We start from the raw sequence: 19,341 nt of genomic DNA on the forward strand, positions 1-19,341 counted from the left end.
CGCCCGGCTCGGTGGTGCGGCGTGACCACCAATCCGTACCCCCTCGGTTTGCGGCTCGACGGGCGGCGGGTGGTCGTGGTGGGCGGTGGCGCGGTCGCCACCCGGCGCGTGCCGGCGTTGCTGGACGCCGGTGCGGACGTCCTGCTGGTGGCACCGGAGCTGACCCCGGCACTGCGTGCCCGGGTCGACGCCGGCCGGCTGCGCTGGGTGCCACGCCGGTTCGCGCCCGAGGACCTGGACGGGGCGTGGCTGGTCCAGGTGGCGATCGACGACCCGGCCGCGGCGGAGTCGGTCAGCGTCGCCGCCGCCGAGCAGCGGATCTTCTGCGTCCGGGCCGACGACCGGACGGCCGCCACGGCCTGGACCCCGGCGGTGACCCGCCACGGCCCGGTCACGGTGGCGGTGCTGGGCGGCGGCGACCCCCGCCGTGCGATGACCGTCCGCGACGCGGTGCGCGACCTGCTCGCGGCGCGCCTGACGCCCGCCCCGACGCCCGACCTGCCCGCTGCCGCGGACCTACCGAACGCCAAGACCACGACCGGTGGACGGCAGGCCGGGCGGGTGGCGCTGGTCGGTGCGGGGCCGGGTGACCCGGAGCTGATCACCGTGAAGGGCTGGCGCCTGCTCACCGAGGCCGACGTGGTCGTCGCCGACCGCCTGGTGCCCGGGCTGCTCCTGGACGAGCTGCGCCCCGACGTCGAGCTGGTGGACGCCTCGAAGATCCCCTACGGCCCGTCCCGGGCACAGGAGGAGATCAACCAGATCCTGGTCGACCGTGCCCAGGCTGGCGCGTTCGTCGTCCGGCTCAAGGGCGGCGATCCGTACGTGTTCGGTCGCGGCGGCGAGGAACTGCTGGCTTGCGCGGAGGCCGGTGTGCCGGTGACCGTGGTTCCCGGGGTGACCAGCTCGATCGCCGCACCGGCGGCGGCTGGCATCCCGGTCACCCACCGGGCTGTGGCGCACGAGTTCACAGTGGTCTCGGGGCACCTGGCACCCGACTCGCCAACGTCCCTGGTGCGCTGGGAGGCCCTCGCGGGCCTGCGCGGCACCCTGGTGATCCTCATGGGGCTGAAGAACCTCGCCGCCATCACGGCCACCCTCATCGCCCACGGCCGGTCGCCACAGACGCCGGCCGCAGTCGTTCAGGAAGCCACGACGGGCACCCAGCGGGTGCTGCGATCGACGCTCGGCGCGGTGGCCGACGACCTGCTCGCCGCCGACGTACGGCCGCCCGCCGTCGTCGTGGTGGGAGACGTGGTGGGCGCGCTCGACGGCTGAGGACCCGGCGTGCGGGCCAGCGTGGCCCTGGGTGGCGCCGCCGGCACGAGGGTCGGATGGTCCCCGGGCGCGGGCGCGGGCGAGGGTGGTGGCGGTGGCGCTCGGGTGACCGGTATCAGCCGGTGTGGCCACCGACTGACGGGGCTGGATCGACTGACGGGGCCGGAGCGCAAGCGCTCCGGCCCCGTCGTCGTACGAGCGGTCGACTACTGCTTGAGCATGTTGTCCAGCAGCAGGGCGCACCGGATCAGACCGAGGTGGCTGTAGGCCTGCGGGTGGTTGCCCAGGCCGCGCTCGGCGAGCGGGTCGTACTGCTCGGGGAGCAGCCCGGTCGGGCCGGCGGTGAGCACCATCTGCGCGAACAGTTCCTCGGCGTCGGTGCGGCGGCCGGTGCGCAGGTACGCCTCGATCAGCCACGCCGTGCAGATGTGGAAACCGCCCTCACGGCCGGGCAGGCCGTCGTCCCAGTGGTAGCGGTAGACGACCGGGCCGCTGCGCAGGTCAGCTTCGATGCGAAGGACGGTGGACAGGAAGCGCGGGTCGTCACCCGGGAGCAGGCCGGAGAGCCCGATCCAGAGCGACGAGGCGTCCATGTCCTCGTCGCCGTACGCGACGCTGTACGCCTCGACGTCTTCGTGCCAGCCGTGCTCCAGCACGTTGGCGCCGATCCGGTCGCGCAGGTCCTTCCACTCGGGTCGGTCCTCGCCGCCGTGCTCGCGCATCACGTGCAGCGCCCGGTCGACGGTCATCCAGCACATCACCTTGGAGAAGACGTGGTGCCGAGGTGGCAGCCGGGCCTCCCAGATGCCGTGGTCGGGCTCGTGCCAGCGCCGCCGGACCGCCTCGACCATGTTTTCCAGGACACGCCACTCGTCGTCGCGGACGGAGCCGCGAGCGTCGGCGACGGCTGCGATCAGGTCGGCGATCGGGCCGAAGACGTCCAGCTGCAGCTGGTGGTTGGCGAGGTTGCCGACGCGGACCGGCCGGGAGCCGGCGTACCCGGGCAGCGTGTCGATGACCGCCTCGGCGCCCAGCTCGTAGCCGTCGATGGTGTAGAGCGGGTGCAGTCGCTCCGGGTGGCCGCCGGTGCGTTCGATGCAGCCGTCCACCCAGCGCAGCAGCGCCTCGGCCTCCTCGATCGAGCCGAGGTCGACCAGCGAGCGGGCGGTCAGCGCCGCGTCGCGCAGCCAGCAGTAGCGGTAGTCCCAGTTACGGACGCCGCCCAGCTCCTCGGGGAGCGAGGTGGTCGCCGCGGCCAGGATCGAGCCGGTGGCCTCGTGACAGAGCCCGCGCAGGGTGAGCGCACTGCGGGCGACCAGGTCACGGGCGGTGGACGGCAGCCGTAGCGAGGCCACCCAGTCCTTCCACGGCTGCTCGGCGGCGGCCTGCCGCTCGTGGATCGGCACCCGGTGGTGCTCCAGGCTGTGCGTGCCGAAGCGCAGCTCCAGCACGACCTGCCCACCGGCGGCGGAGAGGTCGACGATCGCCTTGGCGGTCTCGTACCCGCCGTCGTTGCCGACCTCCCACTCCAGACCGGGGGAGTAGAGCGCGATCGGCTCGTTGGAGCCGAGCACCAACAGGCCGTCGCCGAGCGGCTGCAACTGCACGGCGACCTGACCGAACTCGGGCCTTGGCGCGAACTCCACCCGGGCCTTGCCGCTGCCGGTGAGCACCCGGATCAGGGTCGAGTCGCCGGTGATGGCGGTCGGGCCTTCCGGGGTGGTCTCCCGGGCCGGCTTGTCCAGCCAGTCGGTGACGGTGAGCCCGGACCACCGGGTCTCCACGGTCATCGTGCCGGAGCGGTAGCGCTGGCCCAGTGGGATGCCGCCGCGTTCCGGGGCGACGCTGAAGTGACCGGCCGGGCTGCCACCGACCAGGTCGGCGAAGATCGCCGCCGAGTCCGGCTTGGGGTGGCAGAGCCAGCTCACCTTTGCCTCGGGGGTGAGCAGTGCGACCGTACGACCGTTGGCCAACATGGAGTGCCGCTCGATCGGCACCGCCCGCTCGCCGAACAGCCAGTGCCGCCGGGTCTCCAGCAGCAATGCCAGCGCGCGTGCGGCCTCCAGCGGGTCGGCGACCCGGTAGCCGGCCTGGGTGTCCCCGGGGCCGATCTTGATGCCGAGGTCGGGGCCGTGCAGGTGGCCGAACGCGTTCTCGTCGGTGATGTCGTCGCCGATGAACAGCACCGCGCTGGAAGCGAGCTGGGTGCGCAGTTGGTCGACCGCTGTGCCCTTGTGGGTGGCCACGACGGAGAGCTCGATGACCTCCTTGCCCTGGGTCACCGTGACGCCGTCGAAGGTGGCCGGGCCGTTGCGGACCGCCTCGATGGCCGCGGCGGCCACCTGTGGGTCGACCCCGCGGGTGTGCATCGCGACGCTGGCCGGCTTGCGTTCCAGCCGGATGCCCGGGTGCTCGGCGGCGATCTCGCGCAGTGCGTTTCGGACCTGGGTGCGCACCGCGACCAGCTCGGGGGAAAGCCGCTCGACGAAGCCGATGTCGAACTCGGAGCCGTGGCTGCCGACGAGGTGCACCTCGCTGGGCAGCCGGGAGAGTGCGGCCAGATCGCGCAGCGCCCGGCCCGAGACCACCGCCACGGTGGTCTGCGGCAGCGCGGCGAGCGCACGGACCGCCGCCACCGACTCGGGCAGCGGGACGGCCGTGCTCGGGTCCTCCACGATCGGCGCCAGCGTGCCGTCATAGTCACAGGCGATCAGGAGCTGGGGGACCCGGGCGATCCGGCCGATGGCGGAGCGCAGCTCGGGGTCCATCACCCCGGTTGCGTTTGCCGCCCCATTGTTGACGGGCGTGTTCACTCGGCCTCCGCCTCCGAAACTCCGAGCTCGGAGAGGAAAGACCTGGCCCAGTGGCCCACGTCGTGGGTACGCAGGTGACGTTGCATTGTCCGCATCCGGCGGCGTGCCTCGGTTTTCTCCACGTGCACTGCCCGGAGGAGGGCGTCCTTGACCGCGTCCGGGTCGTGCGGGTTACACAAAAAGGCCTGGCGAAGCTCGGTGGCGGCGCCGGCGAATTCACTGAGCACGAGCGCGCCACCCTGGTCGGCGCGCGATGCGACGTACTCCTTTGCCACCAGATTCATTCCGTCTCGCAGCGGGGTCACCATCATCACGTCGGCAGCAACGTACATCGCGGCCAGCTCACTGCGACTGTACGACTGATGCAGGTAATGCACGGCCGGCACGCCGACCCGGCCGAATTCGCCATTAATCCGACCAACCTCGCGCTCTACCTTGACCCGAAGTGCCTGGTAGTGCTCGACGCGCTCTCGGCTGGGTGTGGCGACCTGCACCATAACCGCGTCGGGAACTGTCAACTTTCCGTCAGCCAACAGTTCGCGGAAGGCCTTGAGTCGCAACTCGATGCCCTTGGTGTAATCCAGCCGGTCAACGCCCAGGATTATCGTCTTCGGGTCGCCCAGCTCGGCGCGGATCTGCTTGGCCCGGGCCTGGATCGCCGGGTCGGCGGCCATCCGCTCCATCTCCTGGGTGTCGATCGAGATGGGGAAGGCACCTGCCTTCACCTGCCGACCGTCAACCTGGATCATCTGCCCCTCGTAGCGCAGCCCGAGCAGGTGCCGGGCCAGCCGGACGAAATTCTGCGCGGCCAGCCGCTGCTGGAAACCGACCAGGTCGGCGCCGAGCAGGCCGCGCAGCAGCTCGGTGCGGAACGGCATCTGCATGAACAGCTCGATCGGCGGGAACGGGATGTGCAGGAAGAACCCGATCCGCAGGTCCGGGCGCAGCTCACGGAGCATCGCCGGCACCAACTGGAGCTGGTAGTCCTGCACCCAGACCGTCGCGCCCTCGGCCGCGACGTCCGCCGCGGCCTCCGCGAACCGCGCGTTGACGAGGCGGTACGCCTCCCGCCAGCGGCGCTTGTAGGCCGGCGTCTCCACCGCGTCGTGGTAGAGCGGCCAGATGGTCGCGTTGGACTGGCCCTCGTAGTAGCGCTCCAGCTCCTCGGCGCTGAGGGGGACCGGGTGTAGCCGGATCCCCTCCAGGTCGAACGGCTCGGGGGCTGCGCCGGTGCCACCGGCCCAGCCGACCCAGGTGCCCTGGTGTTCGGCGAGCACGGGATGCAGCGCGGTGACCAGCCCGCCGGGGCTGCGTCGCCACTGCCGTCCCTCGGGTGTGCTCACCTCGTCGACCGGCAGACGGTTCGCCACTACGACAAAGGAGCTACGGACGGTCACGATCGGCCACCTCCGGGTGCTGACGGGTCCACCGCGATGAGCGTACTGAGCGTAGCTGCGGCCCCTGGTGCCCCGTGCCGGAGTCTCCTACCCGCCATGTGCTCGCCAAATCCTGAAGGTGATCTTGTCGACAACCGCTCGCCCGCGTACTCCTGAGGTGGGGTGATGTGGGCGAAGCGCGCCGTACCTGTCAGGATTGACGATGGCGTGCGCGCGGCCGGCTCCCGGCCGGCGGCGGCGGGCGGTCCTCGCAGCCCGCGCCGCGCCGCCGATCAGCGACAGCAACCGACGGAGGTAGCCCGCACCGTGGCCCAGTACATCTACGTCCTGGAAAAGGCGCGCAAGGCGCACGGCGACAAGGTCGTGCTCGACAACGTCACGTTGAGCTTCCTGCCGGGGGCCAAGATCGGTGTGCTCGGTCCAAACGGCGCCGGTAAGTCCAGCCTCCTCAAGATCATGGCAGGGCTGGACAAGCCGAGCAACGGCGAGGCCCGGCTCATGCCCGGCTACACCGTCGGCATGCTCGCCCAGGAGCCCCCGCTCAACGAGACCAAGACCGTGCTCGGCAACGTCGAGGAGGCGGTCGCCGAGACCAAGGCCAAGCTGGAGCGGTTCAACAAGATCGCCGAGCAGATGGCGACCGACTACACCGACGAGCTGATGGACGAGATGGGCAAGCTCCAGGAGGAGCTCGACCACCTCGACGCCTGGGACGTCGACTCCAAGCTCGAACTGGCCATGGACGCGCTGCGCTGCCCGCCGCCGGACGCCGACGTGACCCAGCTCTCCGGTGGTGAGCGCCGCCGGGTCGCGCTCTGCAAGCTGCTGCTGGAGGCACCCGACCTGCTGCTGCTCGACGAGCCCACCAACCACCTGGACGCGGAGAGCGTCTCCTGGCTGGAGCAGCACCTGGCGAAGTACGCCGGCACCGTCATGGCGATTACCCACGACCGGTACTTCCTCGACAACGTGGCCAACTGGATCCTGGAGTTGGACCGCGGCCGGACGTACCCGTACGAGGGCAACTACTCCACCTACCTGGAGAAGAAGGCCGCCCGCCTGGCCGTCGAGGGCCGCCGCGACGCCAAGATGAAGAAGCGCCTCACCGAGGAGCTGGAGTGGGTCCGCTCCAACGCCAAGGCCCGGCAGACCAAGTCCAAGGCCCGCCTGGACCGGTACGACGAGATGGCCACCGAGGCGGAGAAGACCCGCAAGCTGGACTTCGAGGAGATCCAGATCCCGCCGGGCCCGCGCCTGGGCAGCACGGTGATCGAGGCGAACAAGCTCAGCAAGGGCTTTGGCGACCGGCTGCTGATCGACAACCTGTCGTTCTCGCTGCCGCGTAACGGCATCGTCGGCATCATCGGTCCCAACGGCGTCGGCAAGACCACGCTGTTCAAGACCATCGTCGGGCTGGAGGAGCCGACCGACGGCGCCGTCCGCGTCGGCCCCACCGTCTCCCTGTCGTACGTCGACCAGAACCGGGAGGGCCTCAACGGCGACAAGACCGTCTGGGAGGTCGTCTCCGACGGGCTGGACTACCTGATGGTGGGCAAGGTCGAGATGCCGTCGCGGGCGTACATCGCCGCTTTCGGCTTCAAGGGACCGGACCAGCAGAAGCCGACCAAGGTGCTCTCCGGCGGTGAGCGCAACCGGCTCAACCTGGCGTTGACGCTGAAGATCGGCGGCAACGTCATCCTGCTCGACGAGCCGACGAACGACCTGGACGTGGAGACGCTGTCCAGCCTGGAGAACGCGCTGCTGGAGTTCCCCGGCTGCGCCGTGGTCATCTCGCACGACCGGATGTTCCTGGACCGGGTCGCCACGCACATCCTGGCCTGGGAGGGCGACGACCAGGACCCGGCGAAGTGGTTCTGGTTCGAGGGCAACTTCGACGCGTACGAGAAGAACAAGATCGACCGCCTCGGCGCGGAGGCTGCCCGGCCGCACCGGGTGACCTACCGCAAGCTGACCCGCGACTGAGCGGCGGAGAAGGTGTCTGACCGGTTCGTCTACCACTGCACGCTGCGCTGGTCCGACCTGGACGCGTACGGCCACGTCAACAACTCGCGCTTCCTCACCCTGTACGAGGAGGCGCGGGTGGCGTTGATGTTCGCCGGGGGTCGGGCCTGGGGAGTGGGCTCGTTCGCCGACGGGGTGGTGATCCGCCGGCACGAGGTCGACTACCTGCGCCCGGTCGACTACGCGCTGGGTCGGGCCACCGCGGAGGCCGCGCCCACCGTCCGGATCGAGCTGTGGGTGGAGGAGATCAAGGCCTCGCGGTTCACCGTCGCCTACGAGCTGTACGACGGCGAGGTGCTGGCCAGCCGTGCCCGCTCGGTGCTGGTGCCGTTCGACCTGACCCGTCAGGTGCCCCGGCGGATCACCGCCGAGGAGCGGGAGTTCCTGCTCACGTACGCACCCCAGGGCGGCGTGGCATGACCCGGCCCGGCACGGCTGAGCCTGGCCGTGCCTCGACGCCGACGCACGGCGTCACCGGGGTGGCGGACGCGGGTGCCTTCCTGGCCCGGCTGGTGCGGCTGGATCCGGTCGCACCGGTTCGGCTGCGGCCAGCCGGTGGCCCTGGCCGGGTCGCTCTCTGGGCCCGGCTGCCGTGGCAGGTCCTGGTGGTCCGTACGGTGGCCGCCGGGCCGGCCGAGGACGTCACGGTGGCCGCCGCGGAGCTGCTGGCCGAGCTGGAGCGTGGCGGTGCGGCCCTGCCGACGCGCCGGGACGCGCAGTGGCGGTGGCCGCTGCCGCCGGTGCGCAGCCGGCAGGTGGAGGCGCTGCCCGCTGCCGAGCTGCGACGGATCGCGGACGCGGCAGCGGGCACCCTGCGTACGGCGAGCGAGCACGGCGTGGCCGGCCGCGCGGTGGGTCAGCGAGCGCTGCGCGACGCGCTGCTCGACCACGTGGCGGTGCTGGTCACCCCGGACGGGCCGCCCGCCCCGCCGGTGGAGGTGCCGCAGCGGCTGGTGCAGGGGTTGGTCCGGATGGGCTTCCTCGGTGCCGCTGACGGCCCGGCCGCCGGCCACGGTGAGCCCGCCGTTCAGGTGCGGGTGGCCGGTCGTTGGGTCGGCCTGGTGGGACCATACGGAGCGGCATGGTCGCAGAAGGCCACGGATCTTGCCGTGACACCCTTGGGTCCTCGTCCGAACGGATGACCCCTGCTCATTCTTCTGGGCCGGGGCGGTCGTTGGGGGGATGCTTCAACACGGCTGTCCGGGTACCGTCCATCCTCGGATCCAACGCACCGTAGGCGACTGGATCCGCTGGGGAGTGAGGTGCGCGAGCGATGCCGTGGTGGTCATGGCGCCCCGGTCCCGCCGACGGCGGCGGCGATCCGGAAACCCGAAGCGGGATCACAGTGGAAAGCGCGGTCCGGGTCGGACCGCCCAACCCTCGCCAGCCGGGGGACGACTGCCCGTCCAACGAGCGGCCCGTGCTGACCGAGATGCCGGCCACCATCGAGCCGGTGAGCCTGCGCCGGGTCTGCGACGCACTCGATCTGCTCGACGTGCGCTACCTGGCCGATGGCGACGGCAACCTGTTGGCCATGTGGGAGCGGCACGCCGTCCTGGTCACCCTTGAGGGGCCGGAGGACGAGATCCTGGTGATGCGGGCCCGTCCGCACGCCACGGTGCCGCCGGACTGGGCCGACCGGGCCTACCGGGTGGTCAACGAGTGGAACCACACCCGCCGGTTCTGCAAGGCGTACATCGGCGACCCGACCGAGCGCGGTCAGCTACCGATCTACGCCGAGCTTCAGGTGCCGCTCGGTGCTGGCACACACGACGCGCTGCTGGTCGAGATGCTCGACTGCGGCGCGGCGGTCGCCACCAGCTTCGTGGACTGGCTGCACGACGAGGGCGCGCTGCTCTGACACCGGCCGTGGGCCGGGCGGGTCAGGCCGGGTCGTCCTCGACGTTGACCATGAAGTGCGCGGCCCGCTCCAGGTAGTCCCAGAGTGTGCCGGCGACCTCCGGCTCCAGGTCGAGTCGGTCCACGGCGCGGCGCATGTTCCGCAGCCAGGCGTCCCGCTCGGCCGCGCCGATCCGGAAGGGCGCGTGCCGCATCCGCAGCCGCGGGTGGCCCCGCTGGGCGGAGTACGTGTTGGGGCCGCCCCAGTACTGCATCAGGAACAGGGTCATCCGGTCCGCGGCCGGGCCCAGGTCCTCTTCCGGGTACATCGGCCGCAGCAGGGGATCGCTGGCGACGCCGACGTAGAACTCATCCACCAGTTTGCGGAAGGTGGGCTCGCCGCCGACCGCTTCGAAGAGGGTCATCGACGCACCGGGACGGTCGGATTCACCTGCGGGGTTCACCGTTCCATCCTGCCAGGTGCGCTCCGTGCCGGCCCGACCCGCACACCGTGCGTCGGATCACGCCGGGTCGACGCGCCCGGCCCGCTCCTGTCGGCCTCGGCGCAACGGGTCAGGTGACCACGTGCCGGCGGTGGCCGTCGCCGGTACGCGGATCGGGAGGGCTCGCCGCCGTGCCGGCGCTGGCGGGACCGTCCGGGTTGGGAGGCCGCTCGGCGTTGGCCGCCGAGGCCGCCGCGATCGCGGCATCCACCGTCTGCCGATCGGGCCAGCGCAGCGTGGCCACCGTCATCAGCACCACCCCGGCAGCGCTCCACAGCCCGACCACCACCGGGATGGGAAACCGCTCGGCGAGCAACCCGGTGACCAGGACCGCGAAACCCTGGATGACCTGGACCCCGGTCGCCATCACGCCGAAGGCGCGGGCCCGGAAGCCGTCGGGCAGCGCCTGGACGAACAGCCCGTTGGCCATCGGCAGCATGCCGGCGACCGCGAACCCGCAGAGTGCGGCCAGCAGTGCCACCACCAGCGGTGGCGGGTCGAGCAGCGCCGGCACCAGCACCAGTGGGGCGAGCACCGCGAGCGGCCGCATCAGCTTCAGCCGGCGGGCTGGCCCGAACAGCCGGCTCACCAGTAACCCGCCGAGGATGAAGCCGACCGGGTTGGCCACCATGATCACCGCTTGGGCCGCGCCCGCGCTCATGTCACCCTTGGCATCCTCGTTGGCCCAGGCGGCCGCCAGCCCCTCGGGGACGATCGAGAAGAGCATGGCGCTGAACACCAGCACCGCGATCGCCCGCAACACGGGTGTGCGGTACACGATCGCGAACCCCTGGTGCGTCTCCCGCAGCAGGTGGCTGCGGTGCGCCGGGGTCATCGACGCTGGGCGGTCCCGCACGCCGAGGCGGACCAGCAGCGCCGAGAAGCCGAACGTGGCCGCGTTGAACAGCAACGCGGCCACCGGGTCGATCGAGGCGACGGCGGCGCCGAACACGTACCCGACGACCTGGGCGGCCTGCCCGACGCTGCTGTTCAACGACAGCCCGAGCACCAGCCGGTCCCCGGTGAGCAACTGCGGCATCAGCGCCGACTTCGCGGCCTGGCTCGGCGGGTTGGCCAGCGTGGCGGCGAAGATGAGCACCAACACCGCCTGGTACGGCAGGTTCGGGATGGCGATGAGCAGCATCAACGCCATCCGGATGAGGTCACACGCCACCATCACCCGTCGGTACGGGTATCGCTCCGCGAGTGCGGCGAGCACGGGACCACCGAGCAGCCACGGCAGGAAACTGACCGCGAAGGCCGCCGCGGAGAGCGCGACGGACCTGGTCTGCTGGTAGACGAGCAGGGTGACGGCGGCCTTCGCGACATAGTCGCCGACCCAGGAGAGAGCGCCGGCCACGAACACGGCCCGGAACTCGTGCTGGGCGAACACCTCGCGAAATGTGGCGGGGCCTTCCGCGGAAGGTCGCTCGTCGGGCACCGTCGCCTCCATGGGCCCCCGGATCGGCCGCTCGTGGCAGCCCGGCCGGAAGCACTCGTCAGATCTACGGATCAGCGAGGATGTGATCACGCTCCGGCGGGAACGCGTGCTCCGAATTCTGCCCGATCGTCTGACAACTAGCTAGGGCGAACGGATCGTTCGTCGCTTCCCCGACTGAACGAACGGACGATACCTGAGGGGCCGGGCGGCTCGCGACCCCTGAATTGGAGGACAGTGTCGCTTGGGTCAGGTGGCCCCTCCCTGACCAGTCTCACCGTCGGGCAACGGCCGGGTCGGCAGCCCGGGATAGATGCGGGCGGCCGCGATCTGCGCGGTGATTCCCGAGTTCTCCAGCGCCTCCGCGAGCCGCCGGCGCAGCTCCCGACCCACCGCGAACTGCCCGTCGGCGGTCGTCTTCACCACCGTGCGGATCACCGCCCCGTCCACCGTCATCTGCTCGACGCCCAGCACCTCCGGCGCCTCCACGATCTCCGGCGACAGCTCAGGGTCCATCGCGATCGAGGCGGCAGCGGTCCGCAGGACGGCGGTGGCCTCCTCGGTACTGCTGAAACCGATCGGCAGGTCCACCACCACCAGAGCCCAGCCCTGGCTCTTGTTGCCCACCCGGATGATCTCGCCGTTGCGGATGTACCAGAGCACTCCGCGACCGTCGCGCACCGTGGTGACCCGTAGCCCGACCGACTCGACCACGCCCATCGCCTCGCCCAGGTCGACGTTGTCGCCCACGCCGTACTGGTCTTCTATCAGCATGAAGAGGCCGGCGATCAGGTCCTTGACCAGGCTCTGCGCGCCGAAGCCCAGCGCGACGCCGGCGATTCCCGCGCTCGCCAGCAACGGAGCCAGGTCGAAGCTGAACTCGCGCAGGATCATCAGCAGTGCGATGCCGAAGACGAACGCGGTGGTCAGGCTGCGCAGCACGGAGCCGATCGCCTCGGCCCGCTGCCGGCGTCGCTCGGGCACGAACTCGGCGGGGTCGACCGCGGCGGTGGGGATCCGTTCGCGCAGCGGCCGCAGCATCGTCGGCACCGCGCTGTCGGTGGTCGTCCGGACCAGCCGGTCGATCGTCCGGTGCAGCGCCCAGCGGGCCAGCATCGCCAGCGCCACGATCAGCAGCACCCGCAGCGGCTTGAGCAGGATCCAGTAACTGCCCTCCGCGAACCAGGCTGAGTTGGTTAGGCGGTACACGAAATCGCAGGAGGAACTGCCCTGACAGTTCACCGATACGGCGTCGGACAGGGCTAGGGGCGTCACGCTGGCGGCACTCACCCTGTCTTCGTACCGCAAGGAGCCCGAGCGCCCGCCGCCGACCCACCGGCCGGGTGACCTGCCGCCGAGCGCATGGCCGGAACAGGGCGAACCGGCCATCGTGACAGGTGCGGGAAAGAGCTTCATGACCGACCCCGGATTAGTACGTGCAATCCCTGATTTGGTGGCCCGGACCGCTGTTGACCTGCAAGAATGCCGATCGAAGATCATCCGGCACAACCAGGGCACAAATTAGGTCCGGTCTTGGGCGGCGGGAGCGCCGGTCTGGCTGCCCTTGGTCGGGCGGAGGATCTGCCCGATCAGGCCGCGCCGCCGGTCCTTCTTCGGCAGCCAGTGCACGTAGGTTTCCAGCGTGATCCGTAGGCTGGCATGCCGCAGTGCGTGCTGCACCTCCTGGGGCTCGACGCCGTTGCTCATCAGCGTGGTGGCGAAGAAGTGGCGCAGGGAGTGGAAGGTTCCCGCCTTGGGCCAGCCTGCGGCGGAACGCCAGCCCTCCCACAGCTCAGACCAGTAGCGGCCGGTTATCAGCTTTCCGCTTGTGGTGGTGAACAGGAGAGCTGCGGGACGAGAAACCCGTCTTTCGCTGGTGATGTCCGGCAGCTCGAATTCGACGGGGCCGACCTCTTTGATGTGGGTCGCCACTTCCTCGGCGACCACGGCGTCCAGGTCGACTGTCCCTGCCGATCCGCTCTTTGGCGCGGCGAGGTAGAAGCCGCCGAAGTGCTCCCGGGAGTGCCGCAACTGCTGGACGACATGAAGCTCTTCGTGAGCAACATCCAGACACCGTGAGCTGTCTTCCATGCCGAGGACTTCACCGATGCGCAAGCCTTCACCGGCTCCCAGCCAGATGGCCGCGCGGAATCGTCGGGGTACGACCTCGGTGAGCTTGAGCACCTGGTCCTCAGTCGGTACCCATCTCGGTGCTCGTGACATCCCCCGCAGCACTTGCGCGAGGTTCACGCCGTCGCAGGGGTTGTCGTCAAGCACCTTATCGATGACGGCAGCGTTCAGGATGGTCTTGAGAACACCGAAGTAGAGGCCAATGGACGACTTCGCGGTGCCATCGTCCAGCAGCCGACCGAGCCAGGCCATCACATCGGTAAGGGTGATCGACCGGATGGACTGCTCGCCAAAGGCCGGCACAAGACGCTTGCGAAGATTCTGCGGGACCCGTCGCCGTGTCTCGACGCTCCACCCCGACTCGCGGGATTCCTTCCATCGCTGCGCGTATTTGGCAAAGGTGAGCTGTTCGATCTCGCGGCCAACCTTGACCTCTGCGGAGACGCCCGAGCGGCAATTGAGGTCGAAGGTTTCCGCGTCGCGCTTGAGATCGAACAGCTTGTCTCGGTCGTTCGTGTCGGCGTCGGTGTAACGCACGCGCCAGCGCTTCCCCCGACCGTGCCGTTTCGACGGGATGAACTTCTTCGTGTCCGGGTCGCGTTTCTTGAGGTACCACAGGTCATCGATGGGCATGTCAGGCCGCCTGGTCTTCCAGCCAGGCCCGGACGTCGGCCGGGTCGTAGCGGAGGTGGCGGCCGACCTTGAAGGCGCGGGGGCCGGTGCGGCGGTGCCGCCATTGGTAGAGGGTGCCGACGGGGATGCGCAGGAAGGCGGCGGTGTCGCTGATGGACCAGAGGTCCGGCAGCGGGAGGGGGGTGGGTGCGGTCATCGTGGCTCCTTCCGAGTGATGGTGATGTAGGTGCGGCTTTCGCCGCTGTAGCCGGCGTGGCGGGTGCTGGTGCGGCAGGTGACGCGTTCGCGGCCGTAGTGGGCGGTGAGTTGCGCGGCGAGCGTGGCGGCGTGGGCGGTGACGGTGGCGGTCGGGCCGATGAGCCGGACCGCGACCAGGGGGCGGGGACGTGTGGGCATGGCTTTCTCCTTCCAGGTCGACCGGGGTGGTTGTTGCTTGCGCTGTGGAGTTGTCAAGGAACGGCTTCACAGGCGTTGACACGTACGTGTCAAGCGGCCAGGGGTTGGGCGGTGGCGTGGTGGGTGACCTGCTCGTCGGCCAGGGCGTCGATGCCGGCCAGGTGTTGCGCGCGGGCCATGGCGGCGGCGGTGTTGGCGAGGAGGGCGTCTCCGGTGGTGATCCAGCCGGTGGCTTGGTAGCCGAGTTCGTAGATGACGCGCTCGGTTTGTTCGTCGTCCCAGGTGTGGGGGTGGCCTTCGGTGCGCCGCCAGATGGTCCGTTGGAGGCGAAGGAAGCCGAGGGTGACGGAGAAGGCGCGGCTCTTGGTGGCGATGTGTCCGCCGTAGCCGAACTGGTGAGCCCAGCGCCGCAGTCGGGCGTAGTCGGGGTGCTCTCCGATGTCCCAGCACGCGCGGATGAGCCGACCGAGGTGCGTTGCCGGGTCGCCGTGGATCTGAACGGAGAGGTCGTCGACGCGGCGCAGGCTCAGGCCGGTTACCTCGGTGCTCTTGGTGACGTACTTGGCGATGTAGCCGGTGATCTGGGCGAGGTTGACCTCATGCCCGGGTGCGTTGACGTGCTTGAGGTCCAGGCCCTTGTCACCCCACGCGATGTGCCAACCCTGGTCGCCGTTGGCGGGGTGCGGCGCGGAGGTGTAGGCCGTCTTGACGAACGCCGTCCGGACTGCCTCTTCGAACATGTCCCGGGTGATGGCGGCCGGCGGGGGGACGATGGCTTCGGGGCAGTCGGGGTTGTAGCCGTCGAGGCGGATGAGGGCGTGGTAGTGGATGACGCCGCGTACCTGGAATTCGTAGATCTTGATGTAGCGGCGGCGCAGGTCGACGCCGTGGGTGCGGCCGAGGCGGCGTAGCTCCCGGTCGGCTTGTTGGATGGTGCGGCGCCACAACTCGGGCGCTTCGTGGTTCCAGACGACCTGACCGGTGTGGTCGTAGCAGTCCAGGCACAACGGCTGGCCGAGGTTCGGCTCTGCGGCCTTGTGCCGCTGGCCGCAGCGCAGCTCGACACCGTGGGGGCAGGTGCGGCCGAACGGGTGGCAGACGGAGGCCCGGCAGGTGCAGCCATCCTTCTTGCGGCAGTCCGCCGCGTGAACCTTGACGACCCGGTGGTGCACCGGACCGAACGATGGCGCGGTGGCGGTCAGGAAAATCGCGATGTGCTCATGCAGGGGTGGTAGTCCCCATCGGTCGCCTTGGAGGCCGGCTTTGATGAGGTGGTAGGTGTCGCGGCGGTACAGCTCGGCGCAGGACGGGCAGACCGACGCGCGGCGGTTGCCGCAGGGGGTGTAGATCGCGCCGTCGGGCATGTCTTCGGTGTCGACGGTGGCCATGCGGTTGCCGTCGGTGTCGTTGACGTGGATCTGCCCGGCGAGGCGGATCGGGTGCTTGCACGCGGATGCGGCGCGGACGTGGCCGAGCCATTCGGGGTAGTCGGGGTCTTGGGCGCGGGCGCGGCCGGACGCAACGGTGCGGGGGTCGTGCCCGCGTACCCACCCGTCAGCAGCGGGGTTGCGGGTGCCGGTGGTGGGTGCAGCCCAAGGCCAGTAATCGTTTCCTGCTACAGCGGAGGCTCCCGTGCCCGAAACCGTGGTGGTTTCGGGCGCGAGAGGCAGCGTCGAGGAGGTCACGCGGTGGCTCCGACGGCGGTGCCGTTGTGTTCTCGGTTGTTGGTGGTCGGTTGGTTGTTGAGGGCCGTGAGGATGTCGGCGGCCGTTTGGGTGGGGACGCGCAGCCTTACGGCGAGTTGGCCGGGGGTGATGGGTTCACCGTGGGCTTTCTCGTGGGCGCTGGCGACGATCCGGGCTCCGGAGAGCAGTGCGGGCGCGGGGCTGGCGGTAACTACCGCAGGCGCGGCGGGTGTCGGGGTCGGGTCCTTCTCGGTGGTGTCCGGGGTGGGCTCGACCGTCGTCGGGGTGTCGGTGTCCTCGCCAGAGGTGGGCTGGGTGACGGGTTCGTTGGCGGGTTGCGTGTTCTCGGGTGTGGGGTTGGTGGCCGGGGTCGCGGCGGCCGGGCGGACCGTCGGCGAGGCGGTGATGTCGGGTGACGACGCCTCGGCGAGGGTGGCCGGCGCTGGTGCCGGGACGAGTTCAGTGGGCCGGGTGTTGGTGTGTTTGGTGGCGAGTAGGGCGGCGGTGGCCATGAGCATCAGGCCATCGACGGCGACGGGACCGAACCAGATGACGAGGGTTCCTTCGTCGTAGTGACGTAGGAGTCCGGACAGGTGTTGGTAGGACACGAACGCGGCGACCAGGGCGACGGGCGGCATTCCGACCCAGCGCAGTACGTCCCAGCCCCAGCCGGTCGGCCATGGGGTGCGGGCAAGGATTTCGATGGCGATGAACAGGAACAGTGGCCAGACGATCGCGGAGACAACCGCGCCGGGCTCCGGGTTCCAGTTCTGCGGTGCGCCCTTGGGGGCGATGAAGGAGTGGGCGATGTTCGCGGCGACGGAGACGAGTCCGCCGAGGATCAGGCCGAGGTAGGCCCAGCGGGTGGGTCGAAGGTTGGTTGTGGTCATGACGCCGCCTTGGGGGCGGGCGCGGGCGTGGGGTCGGCGAAGAGGGAGAAGCCGAGGACGACGGCGTTGACGTAGCCGTCGTTGCGCAGGTCGTTCATGATTTTGGTGACGTCGGCCATGGAGCGGATGCGCCGCTGGCAGGGCAGTTCGAAGGTCATGAAGCCGATGCCGGTGGGGGCTTCGTAGTTGAACGAGATCATGTAGCGGAACATGTCGGGTCCTTTCGGCTAGTCGCAGTCGAGGCAGGTGCCGGTTCGGCGGGGGATGTAGTAGGGCTGGACCTGGCCGCAGTCGGGGCAGGTGCGCCGCGCGGTGAGCGCTTTGTCGATGGCCGCCTTTTGGGCGGGGGTGGCGGTGCGCTTGGGCATCGCCAGGTCGAGGCGGTAGAGGTAGGCGACGCGCTTGCCGCGCCGCCAGAGGATTTGCGCGGCGGGTTCTTGGCCGCCGGGGCGCAGGTCGCGGGCGCGGAGTTGCCGGCGGGTCAGCAGGTCGCCGGGGGCGAACTTGTAGGGGTAGGTCGGCAGGCCGTAGCGCTCGCCGGTCGGGTCGTAAAAGACCATTGGGTCCTCCGCGTCGTCGGCGTCGTCCTGGTCCTGGTCGTCGTCGCCGGTGGGGGTGCCGGTGGCGAAGGTGGGGTGTTCGTAGGTGTCGCGGTCGATGTCCTCGGGCAGGAACGCCGCTGAGCACAGGGCGCAGACGATGGGGCCTTCGTCGAAGGCGGCTTTGGAGATGCGCAGCTTGCGGGGGCATTCGCATTCGCAGGTGACGCCGTTGTTGTTGTTCGTGCGGGTTTTGCCTTGCCCGGTCGGTTCGGGGTGGCGGTAGAAGCGCAGCGCGACGGAGAGGCCGGCGATGGTGGGCCGGTAGCGGGCGCGGGTGAGGTCGGTCAGGGTGCAGGGCGAGTAGCCGAGCTTGTCGTCCTTGGTGGTGGACAGGCCGAGTTCGGCGGCGAGGGTGGCGAACTTCTTGTTGTGCCAGCGGCCCTGCCGCGAGGTGTCCTGGACGCCCCGCACGTCGGCGAGGGCGTGGGTTGCCTCGTGCAGGAGCGTGGTGAACACGGCTTCCGGTTCGCGGGACAGGCCCTCCCCGGAGATGAGGATTTCGGGCAACTGCTGCTCCCCGGCTTGCCAACGCAGAGCGGCGAAATGGCCCCACTTCATGCCCTGACTCGCCTTCGTGGGCGAGCCGGAGCCGACCACCAGGACAGCGGCCGGAACTTCGGTGTGCTGGGCGCGGATCGCGGCCCAGGCGGACTCAAGCGCGCCGACAAGTGCGGCGGTGGAGATGTCGTTTTGACACGTACGTGTCACGTCGGGGGTGTGGGCGGCGGTGCTCATGCGGCCCTCCGGATGGTGTGTCGGCGGTAGGCGATGGCGGCGGCGCACAGCGCCTCGATGACGTCGGCCGGTTTGCGGCCGGGCAGGGTTTCCCAGTCGAAGACCGGGGCGTGCAGGCCGGCGTGGCCGACTGCGATGAGGTAGGTGTTGAACCACTCGACGGCGGCGCTGTAGGTGCGCTGGTCGGCGTCGGTGATGCCGGTCAGGTACCAGCGGGGTCGGCCGAACACGGCGGCCCGGATCGCGCCGAGGATCGATGCCGGGTAGGTGCCGGTGCGGTGACAGGCGCATTTAGCCGGGCAGGCGTCGTGGGTGTCGTAGAGGCCGGTGGGGGTCCAGCCGTAGCGGCCCAGGTAGACGGCGGCGCGGTCGAGGACGGCGTGAACGTTGCCGGTCGGCAGAGCGGCGACGGTGCTCATCGAGCGGCCCGCCAGACGAGGAAGCCGACCCGGGTGGGCAGCCGCTCTTGGCTGTACTCGTGTTCGGCGTAGGTTTCGAGGTCGTCCTCGGTGGCGTGGGTCCAGTCGTAGTCGTCGGCGGCGTCGCGCAGGGTGGAGATGACCTGCTCGGCGGTCTGCCCGGGGCGGTCGTTCCAGGTCAGTGGGCAGGTGGGGTCGTCGTCCTCGGTGGCCCGTGGCTGGGGCTGGTTGAAGTCGAGGTAGTTGGCTAGGGCGTCGATGGCGTGGGTGTAGTCGCGGGCTCCGCCGCGCGTCTTGCAGTGGTGCGGGATCGACATGCGGTGGCCGTGCGCGGCCATCCCGATTGCGCCGGACACGCAGGCCGGCGGGTAGGGGTTGTCCTCGGTCGAGGCGTAGTAGGTGCCCTGGGTCCAGCCTCGAATTTCGAGGTAGCGGGCGGCGCAGCGCAGGATGTCGGCCGGGGTCAGGTCGGCCAGCGCGGCGGGAGTGTCGGGCAGGTTTTGGGTAGGGTTCATGGCGGCCACGTCCTTTCGTGGGCGGTGGTTGGGTCGGCAGACCGGG

At 70.1% G+C, this 19,341-nt stretch carries 19 protein-coding genes; 5 read left to right on the plus strand and 14 right to left on the minus strand.

The genetic code is table 11. The features are described 5' to 3' along the window. Positions 1-21 precede the first annotated feature (21 nt). Positions 22-1,278, plus strand: a complete 1,257-nt coding sequence (gene cobA, locus ABZT18_RS20735; RefSeq protein ID WP_354996141.1) for a uroporphyrinogen-III C-methyltransferase — start codon at positions 22-24, stop codon at positions 1,276-1,278. A gap of 206 nt (positions 1,279-1,484) precedes the next feature. Here the strand turns inward: cobA and otsB are convergent, their stop codons facing one another. Next, positions 1,485-4,046, minus strand: a complete 2,562-nt coding sequence (otsB, locus tag ABZT18_RS20740; protein ID WP_354996238.1) for a trehalose-phosphatase — start codon at positions 4,044-4,046, stop codon at positions 1,485-1,487. A gap of 41 nt (positions 4,047-4,087) precedes the next feature. Further along, positions 4,088-5,488 (minus strand): trehalose-6-phosphate synthase, encoded by a 1,401-nt coding sequence (locus tag ABZT18_RS20745; protein WP_354996140.1) that lies wholly within the window; start codon positions 5,486-5,488, stop codon positions 4,088-4,090. Positions 5,489-5,794: 306 nt separating this feature from the next. On the opposite strand from ABZT18_RS20745, the gene ettA reads away from it, so the two are divergent. The 4 genes from ettA to ABZT18_RS20765 all read left to right on the plus strand — a co-directional run bounded on the left by ettA (position 5,795) and on the right by ABZT18_RS20765 (position 9,371). After that, a complete protein-coding gene (gene ettA / locus ABZT18_RS20750; RefSeq protein ID WP_354996139.1) occupies positions 5,795-7,471 on the plus strand; it encodes an energy-dependent translational throttle protein EttA in 1,677 nt (558 codons plus the stop codon). Positions 7,472-7,483: 12 nt separating this feature from the next. After that, positions 7,484-7,930, plus strand: a complete 447-nt coding sequence (locus ABZT18_RS20755; protein ID WP_354996138.1) for a thioesterase family protein — start codon at positions 7,484-7,486, stop codon at positions 7,928-7,930. Then, a complete protein-coding gene (locus ABZT18_RS20760) occupies positions 7,927-8,652 on the plus strand; it encodes a hypothetical protein (protein WP_354996137.1) in 726 nt (241 codons plus the stop codon). Before ABZT18_RS20755 ends, ABZT18_RS20760 begins: the two co-directional genes overlap by 4 nt. Before the next feature lie 131 nt (positions 8,653-8,783). Further along, positions 8,784-9,371, plus strand: a complete 588-nt coding sequence (locus tag ABZT18_RS20765; protein WP_354996136.1) for a YbjN domain-containing protein — start codon at positions 8,784-8,786, stop codon at positions 9,369-9,371. A 22-nt stretch (positions 9,372-9,393) separates the two neighbouring features. Here the strand turns inward: ABZT18_RS20765 and ABZT18_RS20770 are convergent, their stop codons facing one another. The 12 genes from ABZT18_RS20770 to ABZT18_RS20825 all read right to left on the minus strand — a co-directional run bounded on the left by ABZT18_RS20770 (position 9,394) and on the right by ABZT18_RS20825 (position 19,295). Then, the gene (locus tag ABZT18_RS20770; protein ID WP_354996135.1) at positions 9,394-9,774 is read right to left on the minus strand and encodes a globin; all 381 of its coding nucleotides are present in this window, start codon (positions 9,772-9,774) and stop codon (positions 9,394-9,396) included. A 148-nt stretch (positions 9,775-9,922) separates the two neighbouring features. Then, positions 9,923-11,305 carry an MFS transporter gene (locus ABZT18_RS20775; RefSeq protein WP_354996134.1) on the minus strand — a complete coding sequence of 461 codons (1,383 nt, stop codon included), beginning with the start codon at positions 11,303-11,305 and terminating at the stop codon, positions 9,923-9,925. A gap of 234 nt (positions 11,306-11,539) precedes the next feature. Next, positions 11,540-12,598, minus strand: coding sequence for a mechanosensitive ion channel family protein (locus ABZT18_RS20780; RefSeq protein WP_354996133.1), 1,059 nt, complete (start codon positions 12,596-12,598; stop codon positions 11,540-11,542). A gap of 213 nt (positions 12,599-12,811) precedes the next feature. Further along, the gene (locus ABZT18_RS20785; RefSeq protein ID WP_355252176.1) at positions 12,812-14,053 is read right to left on the minus strand and encodes a tyrosine-type recombinase/integrase; all 1,242 of its coding nucleotides are present in this window, start codon (positions 14,051-14,053) and stop codon (positions 12,812-12,814) included. A 1-nt stretch (position 14,054) separates the two neighbouring features. Then, on the minus strand, positions 14,055-14,249 hold the full coding sequence (locus ABZT18_RS20790; protein ID WP_110564460.1) for a helix-turn-helix domain-containing protein: 195 nt from the start codon (positions 14,247-14,249) through the stop codon (positions 14,055-14,057). Then, positions 14,246-14,449 (minus strand): hypothetical protein, encoded by a 204-nt coding sequence (locus ABZT18_RS20795; RefSeq protein ID WP_355252180.1) that lies wholly within the window; start codon positions 14,447-14,449, stop codon positions 14,246-14,248. The genes ABZT18_RS20790 and ABZT18_RS20795 overlap by 4 nt, the downstream gene beginning before the upstream one ends. Positions 14,450-14,538: 89 nt before the next feature. Beyond that, a complete protein-coding gene (locus ABZT18_RS20800) occupies positions 14,539-16,134 on the minus strand; it encodes a replication initiator (RefSeq protein WP_355252183.1) in 1,596 nt (531 codons plus the stop codon). Further along, a complete protein-coding gene (locus ABZT18_RS20805; RefSeq protein ID WP_355252186.1) occupies positions 16,131-17,024 on the minus strand; it encodes a hypothetical protein in 894 nt (297 codons plus the stop codon). The genes ABZT18_RS20800 and ABZT18_RS20805 overlap by 4 nt, the downstream gene beginning before the upstream one ends. After that, a complete protein-coding gene (locus ABZT18_RS20810; protein ID WP_355252189.1) occupies positions 17,021-17,236 on the minus strand; it encodes a hypothetical protein in 216 nt (71 codons plus the stop codon). The genes ABZT18_RS20805 and ABZT18_RS20810 overlap by 4 nt, the downstream gene beginning before the upstream one ends. 15 nt (positions 17,237-17,251) lie before the next feature. After that, entirely contained in the window at positions 17,252-17,584 is a 333-nt protein-coding gene (locus tag ABZT18_RS20815) for an RRQRL motif-containing zinc-binding protein (protein ID WP_355252227.1), read from the minus strand. 773 nt (positions 17,585-18,357) lie between these two features. Then, positions 18,358-18,780, minus strand: coding sequence for a hypothetical protein (locus ABZT18_RS20820; protein WP_355252192.1), 423 nt, complete (start codon positions 18,778-18,780; stop codon positions 18,358-18,360). Further along, positions 18,777-19,295, minus strand: a complete 519-nt coding sequence (locus ABZT18_RS20825; RefSeq protein WP_355252195.1) for a hypothetical protein — start codon at positions 19,293-19,295, stop codon at positions 18,777-18,779. Before ABZT18_RS20825 ends, ABZT18_RS20820 begins: the two co-directional genes overlap by 4 nt. Positions 19,296-19,341 lie beyond the last annotated feature (46 nt).

Origin of the sequence: Micromonospora sp. NPDC005291 (assembly GCF_040607415.1) — a bacterium.
Taxonomy (GTDB): domain Bacteria; phylum Actinomycetota; class Actinomycetes; order Mycobacteriales; family Micromonosporaceae; genus Micromonospora.